22 protein-coding genes and 1 tRNA gene are annotated in these 21,313 nt (G+C 59.3%); 8 read left to right on the plus strand and 15 right to left on the minus strand.

What is annotated here, in order from left to right; translation table 11 throughout:
* Positions 1-16: 16 nt before the first annotated feature.
* The 3 genes from PP263_RS17600 to PP263_RS17610 form a co-directional block, all read right to left on the minus strand.
* Entirely contained in the window at positions 17-400 is a 384-nt protein-coding gene (locus tag PP263_RS17600) for a hypothetical protein (RefSeq protein ID WP_308365131.1), read from the minus strand.
* 23 nt (positions 401-423) lie between these two features.
* Positions 424-2,136, minus strand: coding sequence for a replication endonuclease (locus PP263_RS17605; RefSeq protein WP_308365132.1), 1,713 nt, complete (start codon positions 2,134-2,136; stop codon positions 424-426).
* A gap of 89 nt (positions 2,137-2,225) precedes the next feature.
* Positions 2,226-2,435 carry a hypothetical protein gene (locus PP263_RS17610; RefSeq protein ID WP_308365134.1) on the minus strand — a complete coding sequence of 70 codons (210 nt, stop codon included), beginning with the start codon at positions 2,433-2,435 and terminating at the stop codon, positions 2,226-2,228.
* 102 nt (positions 2,436-2,537) lie between these two features.
* Here PP263_RS17610 and PP263_RS17615 point away from each other — a divergent pair, with 102 nt between their 5' ends.
* Positions 2,538-3,257, plus strand: coding sequence for a helix-turn-helix transcriptional regulator (locus PP263_RS17615; RefSeq protein ID WP_308365135.1), 720 nt, complete (start codon positions 2,538-2,540; stop codon positions 3,255-3,257).
* A 5-nt stretch (positions 3,258-3,262) separates the two neighbouring features.
* The gene (locus PP263_RS17620; protein WP_308365136.1) at positions 3,263-4,255 is read left to right on the plus strand and encodes a tyrosine-type recombinase/integrase; all 993 of its coding nucleotides are present in this window, start codon (positions 3,263-3,265) and stop codon (positions 4,253-4,255) included.
* 8 nt (positions 4,256-4,263) lie between these two features.
* Here the strand turns inward: PP263_RS17620 and PP263_RS17625 are convergent, their stop codons facing one another.
* From PP263_RS17625 to PP263_RS17660, 8 genes are all read right to left on the minus strand, one after another.
* Complete coding sequence (locus tag PP263_RS17625) at positions 4,264-4,710, minus strand: hypothetical protein (protein WP_266044581.1); 447 nt, start codon at positions 4,708-4,710, stop codon at positions 4,264-4,266.
* Positions 4,711-4,712: 2 nt separating this feature from the next.
* Complete coding sequence (locus PP263_RS17630; protein ID WP_308365139.1) at positions 4,713-5,744, minus strand: hypothetical protein; 1,032 nt, start codon at positions 5,742-5,744, stop codon at positions 4,713-4,715.
* 412 nt (positions 5,745-6,156) lie between these two features.
* Positions 6,157-6,232: transfer RNA gene (locus tag PP263_RS17635), tRNA-Phe, on the minus strand.
* A 112-nt stretch (positions 6,233-6,344) separates the two neighbouring features.
* Complete coding sequence (locus PP263_RS17640) at positions 6,345-6,632, minus strand: oxidative damage protection protein (protein ID WP_308365140.1); 288 nt, start codon at positions 6,630-6,632, stop codon at positions 6,345-6,347.
* A 105-nt stretch (positions 6,633-6,737) separates the two neighbouring features.
* Positions 6,738-7,829 carry an A/G-specific adenine glycosylase gene (gene mutY, locus PP263_RS17645; RefSeq protein ID WP_308365141.1) on the minus strand — a complete coding sequence of 364 codons (1,092 nt, stop codon included), beginning with the start codon at positions 7,827-7,829 and terminating at the stop codon, positions 6,738-6,740.
* Between the two features lie 72 nt (positions 7,830-7,901).
* Entirely contained in the window at positions 7,902-9,938 is a 2,037-nt protein-coding gene (locus tag PP263_RS17650; RefSeq protein ID WP_308365142.1) for an AsmA family protein, read from the minus strand.
* A gap of 145 nt (positions 9,939-10,083) precedes the next feature.
* Entirely contained in the window at positions 10,084-12,165 is a 2,082-nt protein-coding gene (locus PP263_RS17655) for a TonB-dependent receptor domain-containing protein (RefSeq protein ID WP_308365143.1), read from the minus strand.
* A 76-nt stretch (positions 12,166-12,241) separates the two neighbouring features.
* Positions 12,242-12,532: a hypothetical protein gene (locus tag PP263_RS17660; protein ID WP_308365145.1), complete on the minus strand. Its 291-nt coding sequence runs from the start codon at positions 12,530-12,532 to the stop codon at positions 12,242-12,244.
* 115 nt (positions 12,533-12,647) lie between these two features.
* Here PP263_RS17660 and hisB point away from each other — a divergent pair, with 115 nt between their 5' ends.
* The 4 genes from hisB to hisF all read left to right on the plus strand — a co-directional run bounded on the left by hisB (position 12,648) and on the right by hisF (position 15,677).
* A complete protein-coding gene (gene hisB, locus PP263_RS17665) occupies positions 12,648-13,235 on the plus strand; it encodes an imidazoleglycerol-phosphate dehydratase HisB (protein WP_308365146.1) in 588 nt (195 codons plus the stop codon).
* A 173-nt stretch (positions 13,236-13,408) separates the two neighbouring features.
* Positions 13,409-14,053 carry an imidazole glycerol phosphate synthase subunit HisH gene (hisH, locus tag PP263_RS17670; protein ID WP_308365147.1) on the plus strand — a complete coding sequence of 215 codons (645 nt, stop codon included), beginning with the start codon at positions 13,409-13,411 and terminating at the stop codon, positions 14,051-14,053.
* Between the two features lie 129 nt (positions 14,054-14,182).
* The gene (hisA, locus tag PP263_RS17675; RefSeq protein WP_308365148.1) at positions 14,183-14,914 is read left to right on the plus strand and encodes a 1-(5-phosphoribosyl)-5-[(5-phosphoribosylamino)methylideneamino]imidazole-4-carboxamide isomerase; all 732 of its coding nucleotides are present in this window, start codon (positions 14,183-14,185) and stop codon (positions 14,912-14,914) included.
* A gap of 1 nt (position 14,915) precedes the next feature.
* Positions 14,916-15,677 carry an imidazole glycerol phosphate synthase subunit HisF gene (gene hisF / locus PP263_RS17680; RefSeq protein ID WP_308365149.1) on the plus strand — a complete coding sequence of 254 codons (762 nt, stop codon included), beginning with the start codon at positions 14,916-14,918 and terminating at the stop codon, positions 15,675-15,677.
* A gap of 200 nt (positions 15,678-15,877) precedes the next feature.
* Here hisF and PP263_RS17685 read toward each other — a convergent pair whose 3' ends face one another.
* The 4 genes from PP263_RS17685 to gpmI all read right to left on the minus strand — a co-directional run bounded on the left by PP263_RS17685 (position 15,878) and on the right by gpmI (position 20,351).
* On the minus strand, positions 15,878-16,114 hold the full coding sequence (locus PP263_RS17685) for a hypothetical protein (protein WP_308365150.1): 237 nt from the start codon (positions 16,112-16,114) through the stop codon (positions 15,878-15,880).
* 66 nt (positions 16,115-16,180) lie between these two features.
* The gene (locus PP263_RS17690; RefSeq protein WP_308365151.1) at positions 16,181-17,530 is read right to left on the minus strand and encodes a S41 family peptidase; all 1,350 of its coding nucleotides are present in this window, start codon (positions 17,528-17,530) and stop codon (positions 16,181-16,183) included.
* Between the two features lie 143 nt (positions 17,531-17,673).
* Positions 17,674-18,795, minus strand: a complete 1,122-nt coding sequence (locus PP263_RS17695; protein ID WP_308365153.1) for a peptidoglycan DD-metalloendopeptidase family protein — start codon at positions 18,793-18,795, stop codon at positions 17,674-17,676.
* Entirely contained in the window at positions 18,792-20,351 is a 1,560-nt protein-coding gene (gpmI, locus tag PP263_RS17700) for a 2,3-bisphosphoglycerate-independent phosphoglycerate mutase (protein WP_308365155.1), read from the minus strand. Before gpmI ends, PP263_RS17695 begins: the two co-directional genes overlap by 4 nt.
* Before the next feature lie 227 nt (positions 20,352-20,578).
* On the opposite strand from gpmI, the gene PP263_RS17705 reads away from it, so the two are divergent.
* Both PP263_RS17705 and grxC read left to right on the plus strand, forming a co-directional pair.
* Complete coding sequence (locus PP263_RS17705; protein ID WP_308365156.1) at positions 20,579-20,989, plus strand: rhodanese-like domain-containing protein; 411 nt, start codon at positions 20,579-20,581, stop codon at positions 20,987-20,989.
* 25 nt (positions 20,990-21,014) lie between these two features.
* Positions 21,015-21,269 (plus strand): glutaredoxin 3, encoded by a 255-nt coding sequence (grxC, locus tag PP263_RS17710; RefSeq protein ID WP_308365157.1) that lies wholly within the window; start codon positions 21,015-21,017, stop codon positions 21,267-21,269.
* Positions 21,270-21,313: the final 44 nt, after the last annotated feature.

Raw genomic sequence — 21,313 nt, forward strand, 5'->3', positions numbered from 1 at the left:
GATAAAGTTTTAGTTTCTACAGCTTTCCCTTCATACGCAGTAAAGCGTCATCCAAAAATCTTTGTATTTGTCGCTTTCCTTCGTTATTCAGAGAGTCAACTCCATAGTCATACGCTTTGATAATAGCTACTTCCATTTCGCGACTTTCAATCTCAACAGAAACGATCGATCCAGGCACGACGTATGTCGGCGTGTACTCGTTTCCACTATAAAAGGGATTAACAGACTTGACCTTTTCGTTATCTACTAAATTATCCATGGATGAAGTATTCCTATAATTTGAAGGAAAAAGAAAAAATCCCAATAGAGAGTAGGAAGGCCTGCCAAACGAACCAATATAGAACCCGGCTAGAAACAGAAGTGCTTCAACAACGTAAAACCAAAATTCAGACAGTTCCATAACAAAATCCAATCTGCGTATAGTTATTTATCACTGGTCCAAGGGCCGGCTACGCCGGCCTGAGCACGAATTGCTTTGGCGATCATGTCGAACTGGTGACCAGCTCCAGCGGTTGACAACAGATGATCTGGAATTAGAACCGGCGCCGGGATTGGATCAGGGGGTTGTTCAATGCCTGTGTTAGTAGAGGAAAATTCTGCGTCGCCGCCTCTGGAAATAATTTCATACAGAAATTCTGCTGCATCATCTATGGTCATAATTTTCCATTCGCGTGTACGGGATATGGCTTTTGATCCGTTGTCCGCCACGACACCGACGACACGACCTGGCGCACGGTCTCCATATACAGTAGTTCGGCTTTCATTTCTCAAAATCTTTATCTTCTCCCGAAATTTTCCATCATCATATGCAAGAACAATTGCTAGAAAATTTTCATAATCTCCGGCCGACGCACAATGCCGTGCCGATTCCATAAGGTCATCGGAACATTCTTTAAGGCGACGGAATTCTCGCCAAACGGAAGAATTTCGAACTCCGATCATCTGAAACTGACGAAACCGCCAAGTAGACGCCCAGGCGCGTACACGTTCGACACTATGCGACTCTGATTCTGGCAGCGATGTGCCATCAACATTCTTTCCCACGTACTTGGCTAAATACCCTACCGCTGAACGCGGACGGCCTGTGTCGGGATCGGGAGTGGTATGAACAGGTTTGATTTTTACACGATGCTTCTTAGCCCCAGGCTCACGAGTCTGCGAGCCGTCGTCATCCTGAAGGTAGTAGTGTCGGTAAATTGCTCTGACAGTAGATCGGTGCTCTGGACGGCACCACAACAGCAAATGCCAATGCGGAGTGCCGGAGCCATGCGGTTCACAAACGCGCATGCCAAAAACCTGAATGCCCCGGCGATGCAGGGCGGCACCAACTCTGGCAAAACGGCGACGCAGCCAAGCCTGCGCGTCACGCGGGGTAGTCGACGGATCGAAACGACCGTTGATCCTTTTTATTCCGCTGCGCGTGGTCGTCCAGCGATGAAAAGCTGATGGCGCCGTTACTGTATAAAAATCGACGACCATACCCTGTGCGATGGCCCAACGCTCCAGGCCCGACACCCGCGTCATCATCTCAATTCGTCTGATACGGGGGTTGGCCACAGTGCGCTCAGCAATTTCGGCCAGCGGTACCACATCGCCGCTTTCTGATATCGCCACCAGGCGCTCCATCAGCCGCTGTTGGCGCTCGCGGTGGAATTTCTGGAGACGGAGGCCGCCGGCACTGATGTACTCGTCGCGGTCCGACCTCACAACACCGCAGGCTGACCAGACCGACTCCAGGCGATGAGCCTGAGCAACGCGGAGGCGGCGGCGCCACCAGCGTTCACAGCCAAGGCGTGCCACTACAGGGGCCAGATCATCAGTATCGGCATCCGTGTCACCGCAGGTAGGAGGCTCTATCCCGTGCTGATGGGCTACGGCCGCACAGGCTGAGAGAGCGGCTGCGCTATCGGAAACCTGCTGCGCGAGACTGCGGCATTGAGCGGCGCGGGATACGGCGTAGGCCCGAAGCGTGGCATCATCGGCACACAGGTGCAGATCGCCAATCCGCATCATGGCGGGGTCGATGGGGCGAGGGGGCAGCAACGATTGAACGACGGTGGATGAAGTCACCGTCTCGGCGGAGGAAAAAGTTTCACGCGTGAAACTTTTTGACACGGTAGTCTGATGCGCTAGCATACGCAGGTTCCTTAACCGGGGACAAACTGGGAGGGTGTTGGCGCACCCTTTCAACCGGGCCTTATCAGTTGGCGCTGATAAGGCCCTTCCTATAGCTCGTAGGCTTGTTCCAGGGCCTCTTTCGTCAGTAGCGCAGTGTTGACAAGCCTGTGCTTACCGATTTTCGTGCTAGGCAAGTGCCCCTTCTCAATCATCCCGCGAACAATCCCTTCCGGGAGTCCAGTTACCTGGGAAAACCGTTCTCTGGTCATGTAGGGGCCGGTGGGCAGCATCAGGCCAACCTTTTCCGTATCGCTCATTTCCTGTTTCTCCACTATGAGCCACTATGTGCTATCCTACGGCTTTAGGTGTTGTATATACTGTAAAAGCAGTAGAGGCGACTGTAAATAGGAGAGTTTGGCATGTCAAGACTTTTTGAGAAGATCCGCCTGATTAGAGAGGCTGAGTGTCTGAGTCGGGCTGAATTTGCGAGTCTGACAGGGGTGCCGGCGCGAACAATCGAAGCCATAGAAAATAAAGGCAACGTACCGAGGGGAGACGTACTCGAAAAAATTGCGCTTAAATGGCCGCAATATTCTTTCTGGCTAATGACCAGTAAAACACATGCGCCCCGTCATATAAGTCCAAACTGGAGAGCTGAATCTGAGGGAACATTCAGAGTTTTTGAGGTGCTTGAAGACAACGAAATAAATTATGGGAACGTAATGACTCGGCCTGAATGGTTCGATCAGTTGATTTTTTTGCAGAGTAGCGAAGAAAAGAATGACTTGTATGCGCTTTTAGTAACCAAGCAACCCCAACGAAGCTATACCAAACAGTCAATACTAATAAGTACCAGAATGAATTTCTTCTCTGATAAGAGAGGAAAGTTAGCTTTAAGAGAGCTCGCTGATTTCTTAATCCGGCAAGGGCGATCAGATTTAATAAAGACAAGCGGCTGGGTTCTGGTAACTGAAAGCAGTATGGCTGCGCTATATACAAACTGGGAAATTGAAGATAGAAGCTTGGTTGTTCCTGATTTGGCGAAGGCTGACTGGTTAATGAAGGTCCATATGAATCTAGCTGCATGGAAGGTCGGAGAAACAAGTTATGAGCCAAAATTCACCAGGGAGGATGTATAGGTTTTATGGCTGTCAGGAAAGATGGGGAAAAGTGGAAGGTTGATCTTTGGCCGTGGGGACGCAAGGGTCGGAGAGTCAGAAAATGGTTCGATACCAAAGCTGAGGCACAGCGGTTTGAGAAATATGTTCTGGCGAAAGCAGCTGCCGGTAAGGATTGGAATCCTTCGGAGGCGGATAAGCGTAAATTAAGCGAGCTTGTCGAAAAGTGGTTTGATCTGCATGGACATACATTAAAGGACGGATTCAGGAGGAAAAGCAAATTATTGCAGGTATCCGCGAGGCTTCAAGACCCGCTTGGCATTGAAGTCACCCCGAAGGACTTTTCTCATTATAGAGCGTTGAGAATGGATGTTGATGGGGTTTCAGCAAATACGGTGAATCACGAGCTGGCCTATCTGAAGGCAGTCTTCAACGAGCTGGATCGAGCTGGAGAGTGGAAAGGGGATAACCCGTTTAAAAAGCTCAAACCGGTAAAATTTGATGAAACTGAGCTCTCTTGGCTAACTAAAGAAGAGATCGCTGTTTTGCTCCAGGAGCTAGAAGTTAGCCGAAATGATTCCGCGCTGATCGTCACAAGAATCTGCCTGGCGACCGGCGCGAGATGGGGCGAGGCTGAAAGGCTCACCGGCCAGCAGTTCCGGGATGGGAAAATCACTTTCAGCAAGACCAAGAGTGGAAAGGTTCGGTCGGTGCCCTACCGTGACCAGGTGATAGATGATTATGTTTCGGGGAGGAGCGGCAAACTATTTTCGCCATGTACCGGAGCTTTCAGAAAGGCTATCGAGAGAGCCGGCATCGAGTTGCCGCCAGGGCAATTGACCCATGTGTGCCGGCATACCTTCGCGAGCCACTACCTGATGAATGGCGGAGATATTTTGACACTACAGAAAATTTTGGGGCATTCGAGTTTAACTATGACCATGCGCTATGCGCATTTTGCGCCGGACCATCTTTCTGATGTGCCGCAAAGAAGCCCTCTCTTCGGAGTTGGCATATAGCCATAGCTTTATCTAATAGATTCGGGGTCTTCCACTTCTTCCTCTTGTGCGTCTTCTTCCGCGTAATCAATCATAGAGGTCATGTTTCCACCTACCTCATATAACACGAATGCAAGTAGCGCCCAAGAAGCGGCGGATGTTAACAAGCAAAATATAGATGCGGCCGGATGCTCAATATACCCAATGGATATCTGGAAAAAGGCATTTAGAAGAGCGATGGCTATTGACCAAAAAATAAGGCGGGATAAATTTCTTAGCCCTCTGTAGTACATTGGGTTGTTGCCCGAATCACTGGCAACATTCCTTGCCAATGCTTTATGTCTCTCGTGGTCGTATATTTCCTTTTTTATTGTCTGAATAATAAAGGTTTTCATTGTAAACAAAAATGTTCCAAGCGTAAGGCTAGATAGAAAAAGTGCAGTTCTAAAGGCTACGTGGTATTCAACGATTGACATCGCTAGGCCTCTTCAGTTTGCGGCTCTTTAATGCTCCCCTTTTTTACATCTACATCTTTTTTATTTATCAGTTTCTTCCAAGTTGAAACTGCCTTGGGGGGAGGGACGATTAAAGGGTTGCTTCTAATTTTCCTTATCGCTCGTTTAACAGCCTCGGAGTCTTTATAGTCCTCCCACTTCTTGTCTGGAAGAATATCTATAAAGTCATCAAGAAATAATTGGTCATAATGCTCTAGGTTCTCTCCAATCTTTGCATCGTGTGCAACACCATGCATGGCTTTCCCTGCAATTCTTAAAGCCTTAATTGTGTCGCCTTGTTTGTGGTTATTCCACAAATTTTTTATGGCGTCTCTTTTTCTTGAGTTATTACTTGATCCGTCGAGTCTGATGAGAGTCCTGAATGAACTGGTCATAGCTTTTAATGGGCGGAAAGCAGGAGCTGGCTCAACGGCTGGGCTCAGAGTTATTTCTAATTCTTTGTATTCCGAAAATTCATCGAGTAGTTTATCGATATCAAGGTTTCTTACCTTTATGTTAAAATTGAAGTTCCCAGAATATATTTCCCTGGCCTTCTCTTTGTTTCTTTTGGTGGCTTTTGCAAGCCTGCTTAGCTCTCGAGTTTTTTCTTTTATTTTTGATTCTTTGATGCTGTTGTGTATTCTTTGGAATACATTGGCTATATTTACTTTTGAAACTCCGCCATGGTATGAATAAAACATTCCGCACTTGGAAGTAGGGTCCAAGCAAAATATCGATGCTTGGGTGCTTTCCTGATTGGATTTCAATTCAATTTTATCGATTTCTAGAGAGTTTTTTTCTTTGCGCGTAGCTAAAAGTTTTTTGTCGCCCTTGTAGCAAATTATTAACCCAACAATAAATTTTTCTACAATATCCGTAAAAATATAGTTGGTGTACCCGTTGGCAGTAATTGGTTTATTTTCTGCGGAAACCATCCAATGAAAAAAATCATCGATTGATATCCCATTGGAAAAGGTTAGGTCAAAGCCTATTAGGTTAACTACAGTTTTGGTCATCCTGTAACCTTATTTTTATATCGTGATAAGTTCATCTTCCATAAATGGAGATGTGAAAGTAAAAACCCCGGAAGGCCGGGGCTTTCAATTCAATGTCGGACGTCTTGGTTATGACCACGCTTTGGTGGAACCCAGCGGAGGCTGGTGTCATGAGAGCTACCTCAAAGGGTTGCCGACTGCCGCTACTCACGGCTTAAAGTTATTCATGATTGGAGCTGGCGTCAACCTGGAGGGACAGAGCGCCCGTCATAACGGATGCCTAACATTGTCTAGTCCTTCCTAAAGTTGCACGCTGGTAGTGTTTGAGGGGGGGGTTAAGCTGTAGTCAATTTGTAGACAGTGCAGTCAAAACGCGGTCGGGAAAATCGGCATAAAAAACCCGCGAAAGCTAGTGCTGACGCGGGTTTGGAGATGGTGCCCAGAGGCGGAATCGAACCACCGACACGGGGATTTTCAATCCCCTGCTCTACCGACTGAGCTATCTGGGCCTTGCGCTGTTTCCGGGCTGCCCCGGTGTCGCGAGGCGCGTATTAAACCCGCTCCCCGGGGCCGAGTCAAGCCCTTGATTGCTAAATAGTTTTCTTGGAAGTGAGCGCTTCCTTACCCGCTCTTGCCGCCCTCTTCCGGAGGCACGTAACCTTCGGCCTCGTCGTAGTGCTCGCCGCTGAGAAACTTGGCCATCTGCTCCGCCAGGTAGGCGCGGCTGGAGGGTTCCATCATGTTCAGGCGCTTTTCGTTGATCAGCAAGGTCTGGTGGGCGAGCCACTCCTTCCAGGCCTTTTTGGAGATGTTCTCGAAGACGTCCTGGCCCTTGGGGCCGGGGAAGGGAGGCGCGTCCAGGCCTTCCATTTCCTGTTGGTATTTGCGGCAGAATACGGTTCTTGGCATGGGGTTCTCCGTTTTTGGTTCGGGTCTTTGCACCCTGTAGGAGCGGGCCGTGCCCGCGATCGGCCTGTGGATTCAACCACCCCTGATCGCGGGCATGGCCCGCTCCTACAGGGAAGGGGCCGGCGAATTGGCGAGCAATGGGGCCTGCAGGGCCAGCAGTTGTTTTGCCAGCTTGAGGATCGGGGCCGGCAGGCCCAGTTGTTGCGCCGCCCGGGGGCGGTTGAGTTGGCGCAGTTTATACCAGCCGCCGCCCGCCTCTGCCACCTGCGCGGGCATTTTCTCCAATCGGACCCACACCGGGGTGATGTCCAGGTGGAAGTGGGTGAAGGTGTGGCGCAGCGGCGGCAGTGTTTGTGTTTCCGCAGTGCGCCATCCGCGTTCCGCCAGCCATTGCCCCGGCTTCTCCGCCTGCGGCGGGCACCAGAGGCCGCCCCAGATGCCGCTGGGCGGGCGCTGTTCCAGGTAAATCTGTTCCCCGTGTTCGATCAGCAGCATGGTCGACTCGCGCACTGGCTTTTCCGCGCGGGGCTTTTTACCCGGATAGTCCCGGGGGTTGCCCTGGGCACTGGCGGTGCAGGCACTCACCAGCGGGCAGTCGCCGCAGCGGGGTTTGCTGCGGGTGCACAGGGTGGCGCCCAGATCCATCATCGCCTGGGTGTAGTGGTTGCAGCGCTCCTGTGGCGTGTAGCGCTCTGCCAGTTGCCACAGCCGGTTGGCCACGGCGCTCTGCCCGGGCCAGCCGTCCACTGCGTGCAGGCGGGCCAGCACCCGTTTGACGTTGCCGTCGAGGATCGGCGCGCGCAGGCCCATACTGATGCTGGCGATGGCGCCGGCGGTGGAGCGGCCGATGCCGGGCAGTTCCGTCAGGGCGTCTATATCCGGTGGGAATTCGCCGCCGTGTTTTTCCATTACCGCCTTGGCACACTTGTGCAGGTTGCGCGCGCGGGCGTAGTAGCCGAGGCCACTCCAGTGAGCGAGTACCTGGTCCAGCGGTGCCCCGGCGAGATCCGCCAGGGTGGGGAAGCTGGCCATAAAGCGCTGGAAGTAGGGGATTACTGCGCTGACCTGGGTTTGTTGCAGCATGATTTCCGATACCCAGACCCGGTAGGGGGTGATGTTCTGCTGCCAGGGGAGGTCTTTGCGGCCGTGGTGGTCGAACCAGGTTAGGACGGCTTGTTGGAATTGGTTTGGGGTCATGGGGTTGCTGCTGGTTTGGTGGTGTGGCGGCCTTACGGCCGCTTGCCGAGCTGGGGCTCGGCGCTCCCGGCGTTAGCGGTTGAACAGGCCCTTGAGTCTGTCTTTGAGTTCTTCGACTTTTTCCTCCACTTTTTCGCCGTATTTCTTTTCGGCCTTGTATCTGAGTTCCTCGCGGAGCAGGTCGTCCAGGCGGCGGCTGTCGGGTTTGCAGCTGCCGGCACCGGCGTCGTCGAAGCTGTCTTTGCAGCGCAGGGGCAGCGGGCGGTTGCGCCAGCGCTCGTTTTGCACGGTGCAGCCGTCGGCGGAGGTTTTATTGCCCGTCAGGGACAGGCCCAGGGCGAAGTCGAATTCCTGCTGTTCCAGGTCCACTTCGCCGTCGCCGGTGAGGGCGATATTTTCCACCCCGGCGAGTATTTCCTGCACACGAACCTTGTCCCCCTCTACAACGATATTGGCGCGCAGGTCTTGCAGGCGGGTGCGGGCGGGCCACTCCCGCTCCGGCAGCGGGGTCTTTTCCGCGTAGCTCACCAGCTGGCACATGCCCTTTTCCAGGTTGAAGGGAGTGATCGCCAGTTGTTCGCTGGAAAGCTGCACCGCGGCGCGAAGCTGTTTCTGCAACTGTTCGGTGTCTTTGCCGGAGGTCTGCGCGGTCCAGTTGATATCGGCCTTGCCGGACAGTTGCACCCGCTCGTTGGGGAACAGGGCCTTCTGCACCTCGAAGATTTCCACTCCGGTGAGTCCGCCACTCAAATCCGCCTGGGCGGACTGGCCGCGGGCGTTGAACTGGCCGCTGCTGTTCAATTGGCCACCGTAGAGGCCGGCGGAGAGTTTTTGCAGCCGGTAGAGGCCGTTGTCCACGGTGAGTTGCAGTTGTGGCCGGTCTACCTGCAGGTCCACTGCGTTCAGCTGTTCCAAAGACAAATTCAGCTTGGCGGTGAAGCCGCGCATGGCGGTGAGCGGCAGCGGGGTGGGTTCGGTGGTTGCCGCGGGTGCGGCCTGCTCTTCCTCCTCGGCGGGGGACGGCGGTGGCAGGTAGTCGTCCAGCACCAGCTTGCCGCCGCGCAGGGTCAGGTCCAGGCCGGGGATATTGTCGTTGCGAAACTGGGCGCTGCCGGCGAAGACGGTATCGTCCAGTTGCAGCTGCAGCGGGGTCAGGTCGAGTTTTTTGTCGGTGCCCTGGATGTTGGTTTCCAGGCTGAACCTTTTCAGTACCGCGCCGCTCTGGGTCGCCAGTTCGGTGCCGGTGAGCGTCAGCCAGGGGCGCAGGGGTTCGGCTTCCGCGCTGAGGTTCAGCTGGATCTGCCAGGGCTGGTCGGCGGCGCTGCGACGCAGGAAGCCGCGCAGGTTGATCTGCGCCGCGGCCTCGCCGCTCTCCGCTTCGATGGTCAGGGGTTGCAGGCGCAGGCCGTTCAGGCCCTTGTCCAGGGCCAGGGAGCTGTTGAGCTTCAGCTCCACCGGCTGCTCGAGTGCGTTGCCGCCCACTTCCGCGCTCGCCTGTACTTGCCCGGGCTCGCCGCCGGGTACCAGGTTGTCGGCGCTCACGCGCAGTTTTTCCACGATGTATTCGCTCTCACTGCGGGCGTCGCGATAGCGGACGCGGCCGTCTTCGATACGCAGTTTTTCCAGGGCGAAGTGCAGGCCTTCCCTGTCCCCGTCTGCGGGGACGTCCAGTTTTGGAGGCTGCTCCGCCTGTTGTTTCTGTTTGGCCTCTATCGCCTCGGTGATCAGTTCCCAGTTGCCCTGCCCCTTCTCGTCCACGCTCAGGTCGATCTGCGGAGCCATCAGGACCACTTCCCGGGCCTCGATGCGCTTCTTCAGCAGCGGCATTAGCGCCACGCCGATGGAAATGGCGTCCGCGCGCACCAGCGGCTGCTCCGGCAGAGGCAGGGGCGCCAGTTGTACGCCCTCGAGCTTGAGGGCGATATTCGGCCAGAGCTGCCAGCCGATATCACCATCCAGCTTCAGCGCCACCCCCTGTTTGGCGGCCAGTTGTTCCAGCTGGGGCTTGTACTGGTTGACGTCCATGCCGACCAGCAGCCAGGTGACGGCGCCGGCGAGAAGCAGGATGAGGACGAGCAGAAAGATCAGACCGCGTGTGATCCAGGCCATGGTGCGGGGGTTCCTTGTCTTTATATGTAGGAGCGGCCCATGGCCGCGATCGATGGCAGCGTAATCCCAGATCGATCGCGGCCATGGGCCGCTCCTACAAAACAGTGTTGATCGGGGGCATGGCCCCAATTGAAGCAGTTGCGGGCTAGAAAATAAACCTCACGCCCGCTTCAACGCTCCGGCCCATCTCCGGGGCGTAGTCCCGCAGCAGGGAGGTGGAGTTGCGGATCTCCTCGTCCAGCAGGTTGCGGCCGCTGACAAAGAGCACCGCGTCGGTGTCGCCCAACTCGAGATTGTAGCGGGCGGTGAGGTCCATGCGCGTGTAGCTGTCGGTGGGCTCCTCGAAGGCGCCAGGCCTGTCCTGCTCGTCGGCCCGGGTGGTGCGCCATTCCCAGCTCCACTGATTGTAGTCGCCGCCCAGGGCCAGGCCGACGCGCAGCGGCGGCATGCGCGGAACGTCGCGGCTCTCTCCGTCGATGCTATCGTCGAATCGGGCGCGCACCGTGTCGCCGAACAGGGTCAGGTGGAGGAACTGGTGCAGCGGGACCTTCACCGAGGCCTCGGCGCCGTAGAAGGTGGCGTCGCGGTTGCCGTAGGTATATACGGGGAATTCGCTCTCCGCGTCCTCCAGGCCGGTGTTGCGGGCGTAGATATAGTCGCCCACCCGGTTGTAGAAGATGCTCGCCTCGATTCGCACGGCGTGCCAGCCGCTGGCCTCCTGGTTGTGGTGGTGGTAGCCCAGTTCCAGGTTGGCGGAGTTCTCCTTGTCCAGATCGGCGTTGCCGATCAGATAGCGTGCCTCGGCCACGTGGGCGCCGTCGGCGAACAGTTCCTCGGCCACCGGTGCGCGCTCGGCGCTGGTCAGGCCCAGGCTGAGGTGCTGGTGTTCGGCGAGAAAGTACTGCAGCGCGGCGCTGGCGCCGACCAGATTGTAGTCTTCGCCCGAGCCGTTTTGCGGATCCACGCTGACCCGTTCCAGGCGGCCGCCCAGGTCCAGGTGCCAGTCACCCCAGGTGCGCTCTTTCATTACAAAGGCGCCGGTGCTCTGGGTGTTGGAGGGCTGTATGAAGGCCTCCTCGCCGATGGCCGCGAAGTCCTTGTCCGACAGCTGCAGGCCGTAGGCGCCCCGCCACTCGCCGCCGCCGTCGTGGGTCACTTCGATGCGGCTCTCCCAGGCCTCGTTGGTAAAGCGAGTGCCCGGCTCGCCCCCTTCCAGTTCCACGTGCTCATAGTCGTTGTAGCCCAGGCGGAACAGCAGCTTGTCCCAGTACTCGCCGCCGAAGCGGTGTTCGCCCTTGAGGTCGTAGCGGGTTTGCTCCTGGTCGATGCGCACGATTTCCGGTTCTTCGCCGTGCTCCTCGTGTTCCTCTTCTGCCCCCTCTTCTTCGTGGTGCGCGTGGGCACCCAGGGGGATACCGTAGTTGTTCTCCAGGCGATTGATGGAGAAGCCCAGGTAGCCGCTGTCGGTGATCCAGGAGGCACCGCCGCTGTAGCTGTGGGCGCGGGCGTTGCTGTTGGCCACGAAGCCGTCGGTGTTGAACTCCTCTTCGTGCTCTTCCCCCTCTTCCTCCGCGTGCTCCTCTTCCTCGTGGTGGATGATCGCGAGGCCGGGGATTTCGGTGTTGTCGCTGTCGCGATAGACACCGTCCAGGTACCAGGCCACCTGGCCGGCGCCGCCGGACAGGCGGAAGACGCCGGCATCCTGGCTGTTGCCGGTGTTGTGGCGCATTTCCAGGGCGCCCTCAAGTTCCTCGGGAATCGCCGTGGGAATGCGCCCGTCGATCACGTTCACCACCCCGCCGATGGCGCCGCTGCCGTAGCGCAGTGCCGCGGGGCCGCGCAGGATTTCGATTCGCTCGGCCAGCAGCGACTCCACCGTGGCGGCGTGGTCGGAGCTGGTGTTGGAGGCGTCGCCCACGTCCAGGTTGTCGTTCAGTACCTTGACCCGGTTGGCGCTCTGGCCGCGGATCACCGGCAGGCCCACGCCGCTGCCGAAGGAGGCGTTGGCCACGCCCAATTCGTTCTGCAGCGTCTGCCCCAGGGTGGCGGAGGCGGCGCTGCGCAGTTCGTCGCCGGACAGTACTGACACCGGCGCGGCCACTGCGTCCGCGGGCTTGTCCAGCGGGGAGACGGTGACATTGATCTCTTCCAGGGTTTCGGCGGCGTAAACAGTGGGTACGGTCAGGGCGCCGGCAATCGCCAGGGCCAGTTTGCTGGTCTTGTTCATCGGTTTTTATACCTGTCACACAGGGCGGCGGGCGAAAGCCGCCACCGGAATTCGAAAACTATTGGTGTTGTGGTTTTTAGAGGTGTGACAGGGAGACGGGCGGCGCGCGGGCGCTCTGGCGTTCCGGCTGGCAGTCGCGGGGGGCCGGCGCGCCCTGAGTGGTGTAGAGCACCGCCGGCACCGGCTGCGAGAGCTGCAGGGCGCTGCCGTGGGCGGCGGGCATATGGTTGAAGCACAGGTCGCACAGCTCCACCTGGCCGTCGTTCAGGTGGATATGCTCCGCCCACAACGGCTGTGCTGCGAGCAGTGCAAGCAGCAGCAACAGGCTGGCCCAAAAGCGGGATTGATGGCGGGGGTACTTAACCATGGCGCCTATGATAGATGTCGGTGGCCGGGAATCAAGTTTCATCTGTCACTACCGGGCCACAGGCCGGGTCTTTCGTCTTATAATTCGCGGCTTCCGCCGCAAACAGAGAAAGACCATGCGCAGTGCCAGCGTCAGCCGCGACACTCTGGAGACCAAAATCAAAGTCAGCGTCAATCTGGACGGGGACGGCCACGGCCGTTTCGATACCGGCGTGCCCTTCCTGGAGCATATGCTGGACCAGATCGCCCGCCACGGCATGATCGACCTGGATATCACCTGCAAGGGCGATGTGCATATCGACGACCACCACACGGTGGAGGACATCGGCATCACCCTGGGCAAAGCGATCACCGAGGCACTGGGGGACAAGAAGGGCATCACCCGCTACGGCCACAGCTACGTGCCCCTGGACGAGGCGCTCTCGCGGGTGGTGGTGGATTTTTCCGGCCGCCCGGGGCTGGTGATGAACGTGCCGTTTACCCAGAAGCGCATCGGCCAGTTCGATACCGAACTCTTCTATGAATTCTTCCAGGGCTTCGTCAACCACGCCCTGGTCTCGCTGCATATCGACTGCCTGCGTGGCCACAACGCCCACCACCAGGTTGAGACGGTGTTCAAGGCCTTCGGCCGCGCCCTGCGCATGGCGCTGACCCCGGACCCGCGCATGGCCGGCACCATGCCCTCCACCAAGGGAGTGCTGTAATGGCGGCTTTGCTCCCCTCTCCCATTTATGGGAGAGGGGCCGGGGGAGAGGGCAGGCTGGTGCAGGCGCAAAAGCTCAGTATGCGCGCTGCGCGCGCCCCTCTCCCGGCCCTTCGGGCCACCCTCTCCCGCAAGCGGGAGAGGGGAAGTTTAGGCGGACCTTGGAGGTAAACCATGCAGAAAATCGCAGTACTCGACTACGGCATGGGCAACCTGCACTCGGTGGCCAGTGCGCTGCAGAAAGTCGCCCCGGACGAGCAGGTGGTGCTGGCCACCGAACCGCAACAGGCCGAGGGGGCCGACCGCCTGCTGGTGCCGGGTGTGGGCGCGATCCGCGACTGTATGGAGGGCTTTGTCCGCCCCGGCTTCGCGCCGCTGTTGCGCATCGCCGTCGAATCTGGCCTGCCGGTGCTGGGCATCTGCGTCGGCATGCAGATCATGATGCGCCGCAGTGAGGAGAACAACGGCGTGGACTGCCTGGATATTTTCCCGCAGCCGGTGAAATTTTTCGGCAGGGAGCTGCGCGAGAACAATGAGCGTTTGAAAGTGCCGCATATGGGCTGGAACCGGGTAGAGCAGAAGCGCGATCACCCCCTGTGGCACAATATCGAAAACGGCAGCCGCTTCTATTTCGTGCACAGCTACTATGTGCCCGCCGGGGGCAACGAGGATATTGCCGGGCAGGCCGAGTACGGCGTCTCCCTCGCCGCCGCGGTGGCGAGGGAAAATATTTTCGCCACCCAGTTTCACCCGGAGAAAAGCGCCGATGCCGGCCTGCAGCTGCTGAAAAATTTTGTCGCCTGGAACGGCAAAGTTTGAGTATTACCTTGTAGGAGCGGCGGGGCGGCCATCCGCCCATGGCCGCGATCGGGCTATCAGATACTTACAACCACCGATCGCGGCCATGGGCCGCTCCTACAGAATTCTATCTACCGCTGAAGACTGAATATGATTGTAATCCCCGCAATTGATTTAAAAGACGGCCAGTGCGTCCGCCTGCGCCAGGGTGAGATGGACGACGCCACGGTATTTTCCGACGATCCCCTGGCCACCGCGCAGCACTGGGTCGACGAGGGCGCGCGGCGCCTGCACCTGGTGGACCTGAACGGCGCCTTCGCCGGGAACCCGGTCAACGGCGAGGCGGTCACCGCTATCGCGAAACAGTTTCCCCAACTGCCGGTGCAGATCGGCGGTGGTATCCGCGATCTGGATACCGTTGAAAAATATCTGGATGCGGGTGTCACCTGGGCGATTATCGGCACCGCCGCGGTTAAGAATCCGCAGCTGGTAAAAGAGGCCTGCCGGGAATTCGAGGGGCATATTATCGTCGGCCTGGATGCCAAAGACGGCCTGGTGGCCACCGAGGGCTGGGCCGAGGTGTCGGACGTTCAGGCCACCGAACTGGCCAAACGCTTTGCCGACTGCGGTGTGAGTGCCATCGTATACACGGACATCGCCCGCGACGGCATGATGCAGGGAGTGAATATCCCGGCCACCCTGGAAATGGCCCGCGCGGTGCAGATTCCCATTATCGCCTCCGGCGGCGTCAGCAGTATCGAGGATATCCAGAAGTTATTGGAGGCCGGAGAAATCTATGGAGCGATTTCCGGCCGCGCGATTTACGAAGACAAGCTGGACCTGCGCGCCGCGCAGCAGCTCTGCGACGACTGGGAAAAATAAAATGAGTCTCGCCAAACGCATCATTCCCTGCCTGGACGTGGACGCCGGCCGGGTGGTCAAGGGGGTGAATTTCGTCGATATCCGCGATGCCGGCGACCCGGTGGAAATCGCCCGCCGCTACAACGAGGCGGGTGCGGACGAAATCACCTTCCTGGATATCACCGCCACCCATGAGGAGCGGGACACCACCCTGCATACGGTGGAGAAAATGGCCTCGGAAGTGTTTATTCCGCTGACCGTTGGCGGTGGCGTGCGCACTCTCGAAGATATCCGCAACCTGCTCAACGCCGGTGCGGACAAGACCGCGATCAACTCCGCCGCGGTGAAAAATCCCGAATTCGTGCGCGAGGCCGCCGAGCGCTTCGGCAGCCAGTGCATCGTCGTCGCCATCGATGCCAAGCAGGTGGGTGAGGGGCGATGGGAAATCTTCACCCACGGCGGGCGCAAGCCCACCGGCATCGATGCAGTGCAGTGGGCGAGACAAATGGCCGACCTGGGCGCCGGGGAAATCCTGCTCACCAGCATGGACCGCGACGGTACCAAGAATGGCTTCGACCTGGCCCTGACCCGCGCGGTGGCGGATGCGGTGCCGGTGCCTGTGATCGCCTCCGGCGGCGTGGGCAATCTGCAGCACTTGGTGGACGGGGTATTGCAAGGCGGTGCCGACGCGGTGCTGGCGGCGAGTATTTTTCACTTCGGCGAATACACCGTTGCCGAGGCCAAGGAGTTTATGCAGCAGGCCGGTATCGAGATGCGTCTGTAAATACTCTGCTTCAAGTCAACCGTTCACGGAATCGTCATACCGACGCAGGTCGGACTGCGGAGACATGGATGTCGAAGCGAGCACGCGCAAAGCGCGTGGCCCGCAGGGCATGGCGCAGGAGCGCCATCTAATCCAGTTTAGTGGCACTGGGTTCCGGCCTGCGCCGGAACGACGACAGTGCGTTTGTAGGCCCTACAAGGTCAGCGGGTCTGCCCATTGCGCCGGGGTTTGGTGCTCAGACTGCCAAACGGCCGCACTACATTGTCTTCGAGGTGAAAGAGCTGTCGGACGGCGCCCCTGGCTTCGTCGCAGCAGCGGTAGGGACCGAAGCTGGCGCCGCCGCGGACCTGGAAGTACCAGTCGTTTTCCAGTTTGTAATAGCGCGCGGAGCGCGGAGGGATGGTTGTGCCTTTCTCGCCGGTGCGGTACTGCTGCATGGCCGGTTCCTGCGGGTGCTGCTGTTCAGGGCGCACGCAAGGTTCGCCCCTCCGGATGAACAGGGGTTAATCCGCGCGGGCGAAGCGCGCGGGAGCTTCCCTGTCTCGCTGGGCGTAGAGATTCAGGCCCTTCAACACATTGAGCGCTTCGAAAATCTGGTTGTCCCGGTCGAGCCAGTCCTCGCGGCTCTCCTTCTCCCGCTTGCGGTCCTCGGCATTGCGCTCCTCGCCGCCATTGCCGTTGCCCAGGTGGCCGGCCAGGTCCGCCTCGGTGGTGCGCGAGCCGGGTTTGACGCGGGTGACTTTTACCCGCTCCACCACGATATCCGGGGTGATGCCCTGGGCCTGGATGGAGCGGCCCTTGGGGGTGAAATAGAGCGCGGTGGTCAGTTTGATGGCGCGTTCGTTGTTGATGGGGATCACCGTCTGCACCGAGCCCTTGCCGAAGCTGCCGGTGCCCATCACCACCGCGCGGCGGTGGTCCTGCAGGGCGCCGGCGACGATTTCTGCGGCGGAGGCGGAGCCCTCGTTGATCAGCACCACCAGCGGCGCGCCGTCGGTGAGGTCGCCGGGTTCGGCGGAGTACTTCAGGTTGGCGGATTCGTTGCGGCCCTCGGTGTAGACCACCAGGCCTTCATCCAGGAAGGCGTCCGCCACTTCCACTGAAGACTGCAGCACACCGCCGGGGTTGTTGCGCAGGTCGATCACCAGCCCTTTCAACTCGCCCTTTTTCTGCAGCTTTTTGATCTCCCGCGCCATGTCGCCGCCGGTATCCAGCTGGAACTGGCTGATGCGCAGGTAACCGTAGCCTTTCTCCAACAGCTCGCTGCGCACACTGCGCACGCGCACGGTGTCCCGCTTGATGGTGACCTGGAAAGGCTCCTTGTAGCCCTTGCGCGCGATGGTCATGGTTACACTGCTGCCCTTGGGCCCGCGCATGCGCTCCACCGCTTCATCCAGGCTGACGCCCTTCATGGATTTGCCGGACAGGCGCAGGATCACGTCGCCGGCCTTGAGCCCGGCGCGGGCGGCGGGGGTGTCGTCCATGGGGGTGACCACGGTGATGTGTTCGTCCTGGATGCCCACTTCGATCCCCAGGCCGGCGAATTCGCCGGTGGTGTTGGCCTGCAGGTCGTCGAAGGATTCCCGGTCCAGGTAGGAGGAGTGGGGGTCCAACCCCTGCAGCATGCCCTTGATGGCGTACTCCAGCAGGGTGCTGTCATCGACTTCCTCGATATACCCCTGGCGGATCTGTTCGAACACTTTGGCGAAGTTGCGCAGATCTTCCAGCGGCAGGCGCATCTCGGCATCGGGGACGGTTATCGCCGGAGTTTCCCCTTCGCTGAGACCCATCAGCGGCAGTGCGGTTAGGGCGGCTGCGCCGATGAAAGTGGTCAGCGCTTTGGGAGTGAACATACTGTGGAAACCTCTGCCTTATATCTTCGCTTCTTTGCGAAAGTGTAGACCGCGGCGGCTGGCAGAGTTTTCAAGTTGGCGGACATTTTCACCATGTGAAAAGCGGACTGCCTTTCCGGCGCCTGTTTGGTAGGGGCGGATATTCAGGAGCGGCACCATATCGTGGGGTCCTGCGGCTTGCCCCGGTGGCGGATCTCGAAGTAGAGGCCGCTCTGGCTGAGGCCGCCGCTGTCGCCGACCCGGGCGATGGTATCGCCGCGCTCCACCCATTCCCCAAGGCTGCGGGTGAGCGATTGGTTGTGGCCGTAGAGGCTCATATAGCCGTCGCCGTGATCGAGGATCAGCAACATGCCCTGGCCGCGCAGATAGTCGGAGAATACCACCCGGCCGCGGTGGATGGCGCGCACCGGTTCGCCCTCGGGGGCGCGGATGGTGACCCCGGTCCAGGTGATGCCGTTGGCGCGGCGCTGGCCGTAGGCGTTGGCGCGGCGGCCCTTCGCCGGCCACTGCATGCGCCCGCGGTGTTTGGCGAAGGGCTGCTGGTCCTGCGGGCTCACCAGCGAGGCGATGGCCCGGCCCACTTCGTCCACCAGCCTCTGCAGGCGCGAGCGGTCGCCCTGCAGCTGCTGCAATTCGCCGCTCTTGTCGGCGAGGCGCGCGGCCAGTTTGTCCAGGGTGGACTGGCGCGCGCGGCGCGCGACCTGCAACTGGTTCTCCCGCTCTTGCAACTGGCGGCGCTCGGCGTCCAGGGTGTCGCGCTCGCGGCGGATGTTGCCGCTGACGGCTTCCAGGCCAGCGAGGGTGTCGAGGTAGTCGTCGATAACGCGGCTGCGTTCTTGGAGGAAGTATTCGTGGTAGCGGAGCTGGCGGGCGATGTGTTGCGGATCTTGTTGGTTGAGGAGCAGCTTGATCTGCTCCTGTCTTCCCAGTCGGTAAGCGGCGGCGATCTCCTGCTCGACCCGCCGCTGCATACTTCGCCGCGATTCCTCCAGTTGCTGTTGCTCCTGTTTCAGCTCCCGCAGCTTGTCGGTGCGGCTGCGCATATCGTTTTTGATCTGGTCGACACGCCTGTGCAGCTCGGAGATATCCTTTTCATTCTCCTCCAGGTCCTTGAGCAGCTGGTCGCGCTGGCTCCGCACCTGGTTGAGTTCCTGTTGCAGCGATTCGATGCGCTGCTTGATTTCCCGCAGGCGCGCCTGCTGGTCCTCCTCCGCCCAGGCGGGCAGGACCAGCAACGCGGCGAGAACAGCGGTCAATATTTTCATTGCTCGAATTGCACCAGGCTTTCGCCAGTCATCTCCTCCGGTTGCGGCAGGCCCATCAGCTCCAGCATGGTGGGAGCCACGTCCGCCAGGCTGCCGCCGTCGCGCAGGTGGAGTTTGCGCTCGCCGACGTAGACGAAGGGCACCGGCAGGGTGGAGTGCTGGGTGCTCACCTGGCCGGATTCGGGATCGTACATCTCTTCCACGTTACCGTGGTCCGCGGTGATCAGCACTTCGCCGCCGGCGGACAGCGCGGCGTCCACCACGCGGCTGACGCAGGCGTCCAGGGCTTCCACCGCCTTCACCGCCGCCTCGAACACCCCGGTGTGCCCGACCATGTCGCCGTTGGCATAGTTGCAGATAATGGTGTCGAAGTCGCCGCTGCCGATGGCCTTCACCAGTTTGTCGGTTACCTCCGGCGCGTTCATCTCCGGCTGCAGGTCGTAGGTAGCCACGTTCGGGGATTTGATCAGCTCGCGGGTCTCGCCGGAATAGGGGGTTTCGCGGCCGCCGCTGAAGAAGAAGGTGACGTGGGCGTACTTTTCGGTCTCGGCGATGCGCAGCTGGGTCTTGCCCAGTCCGGCGAGGTATTCGCCGAGGGAGTTGGTCATCTCCTCCGGCGGGAAGGCACAGCTGGCCTGGATATCGGCGGCGTATTCGGTGGTCATCACGAAGTCCGCCAGCTTGGGCGCAGCCTCGCGTTCGAAGCCGTCGAAGTCACTTTCGGTAAAGGCGCGGGTCAACTGGCGCGCGCGGTCCGGGCGGAAGTTCATATAAATGAGCGCATCGCCGTCGGCGATCGGCGCCGGTTCGCCCACCAGGGTGGGGGCCACGAACTCGTCGTTCTCGCCGCGCTCATAGGCGGCGTTCAGGCCCGCCAGGGCATCGTCGACCCGGTGCCCGGCCTTGCCCTGGGTGATCAGATCGTACACGGCGCGGGTCCTGTCCCAGCGCTGGTCCCGGTCCATGGCGTAGTAGCGGCCGGCGAGGCTGGCGATGCGCGCGGTGCCCAGGGAGTCGCATACCTGTTGCAGGCGCGCCAGTGAGGATTCGGCACTGCGCGGGGGGGTGTCGCGGCCGTCCAGGAAGGCGTGCAGGTAGATCTTCTGCGCGCCGCGCTGGGCGGCCAGGGTGGCCATGGCGATGATATGGTCCTCGTGGCTGTGCACCCCGCCTTCGGACAGCAGGCCCATGATATGCACCGCGCCGTTGTTGGCCACGGCCCTGTCCACCGCGCGGGTGTAGGCGGGGTTGCGGAAGAAGTCGCCGTCCTCGATCGCCTTGTTGATGCGGGTGAAGTTCTGGTACACCACGCGGCCGGCGCCCAGGGTCATATGCCCCACTTCCGAATTGCCCATCTGCCCCTCCGGCAGGCCCACAGCCATGCCGGAGGTCTGGATCAGGGTCTTCGGGCGGTTGGCCCAGAGGTCGTCCCACACCGGTGTTTTGGCCGCGTGGATGGCGTTGTGCTCGGGATTGTCGCTGTGGCCGAAGCCGTCCAGAATCAGCAGGACGAGGGGGCGCGGAGAGGTATGGTGCGGGGACTGCGCAGATGCCATAGCGGAAAATTCCTATACCGATGTGAGTTGAACCTGAATCTGTGACTTCCGCCCTGAAGGCACGGATTCAGGTTGGAGCCAACGGCGGATTTTAACCTGTTTGCGCCCTCCAGGTCAGGTGTCCCGGTGGCGGGATGGCGAAATCACTGGTTAAGATTTCGCCACAATCGTGTATACTCCCGCCCCTGCCGACAAGGCAATAACAAGGCTAATCTCTTGGGGGAGCGGTGGATTTTTTCGTTTTTATGAGCGAGCAGTGGCTGCTGGTCAGCCTTCTGGTGGTTTTGCTCTACGCCTTTGCGCTCAGCGAGCGCTATAAAGCCGGCACGCCCGCCTCGGTGCACGAGGTGACGCGGCTGATCAACAGCGAAGGGGCGCGGGTGCTGGATATCCGCGACAAGAGCGAGTACAGCGCCGGGCACATCGTCGACGCCCTGCATATCCCCCACGGCCAGGTGGCGGAGCGGATTGCGGAGCTGGCCAAGGTAAAGGACAAGCCGCTGATCGTGGCGGATAAGATGGGCCAGCACGCCGGCGCCGTGGGCCGTCTGCTCAAGCGCGATGGGTTCCAGGTGCGGCGGCTGCAGGGGGGGATGGTCGAGTGGTCCAACCAGAACCTGCCGCTGGTGAAGGGTTGATATGGTCGCCAGTAACGGTGCAGTCATGGCCCAAGTAGTAATTTATACCACCCGCTTCTGTCCCTACTGTATCCACGCCAAGCACCTGCTGGACAGCAAGGGCGTCGAATATCGCGAGATACCGGTGGACGGCGACCCCGAACTGCGCGCGCAGATGGCCGCCAGGGCGGGTAGTCGCACGGTGCCGCAAATCTGGATCGGTGAGCGCCACGTGGGCGGTTGCGACCAACTGGTGGCGCTGGAGCGGAGCGGCCAGCTCGACAAGCTGTTGGCCGCCTGAGATGGTATTCAGGCCTTGAAAAGGTGTTCATGGGCCCCATTTGA

The organism is Microbulbifer sp. TB1203, assembly GCF_030997045.1.
Lineage (GTDB): Bacteria > Pseudomonadota > Gammaproteobacteria > Pseudomonadales > Cellvibrionaceae > Microbulbifer.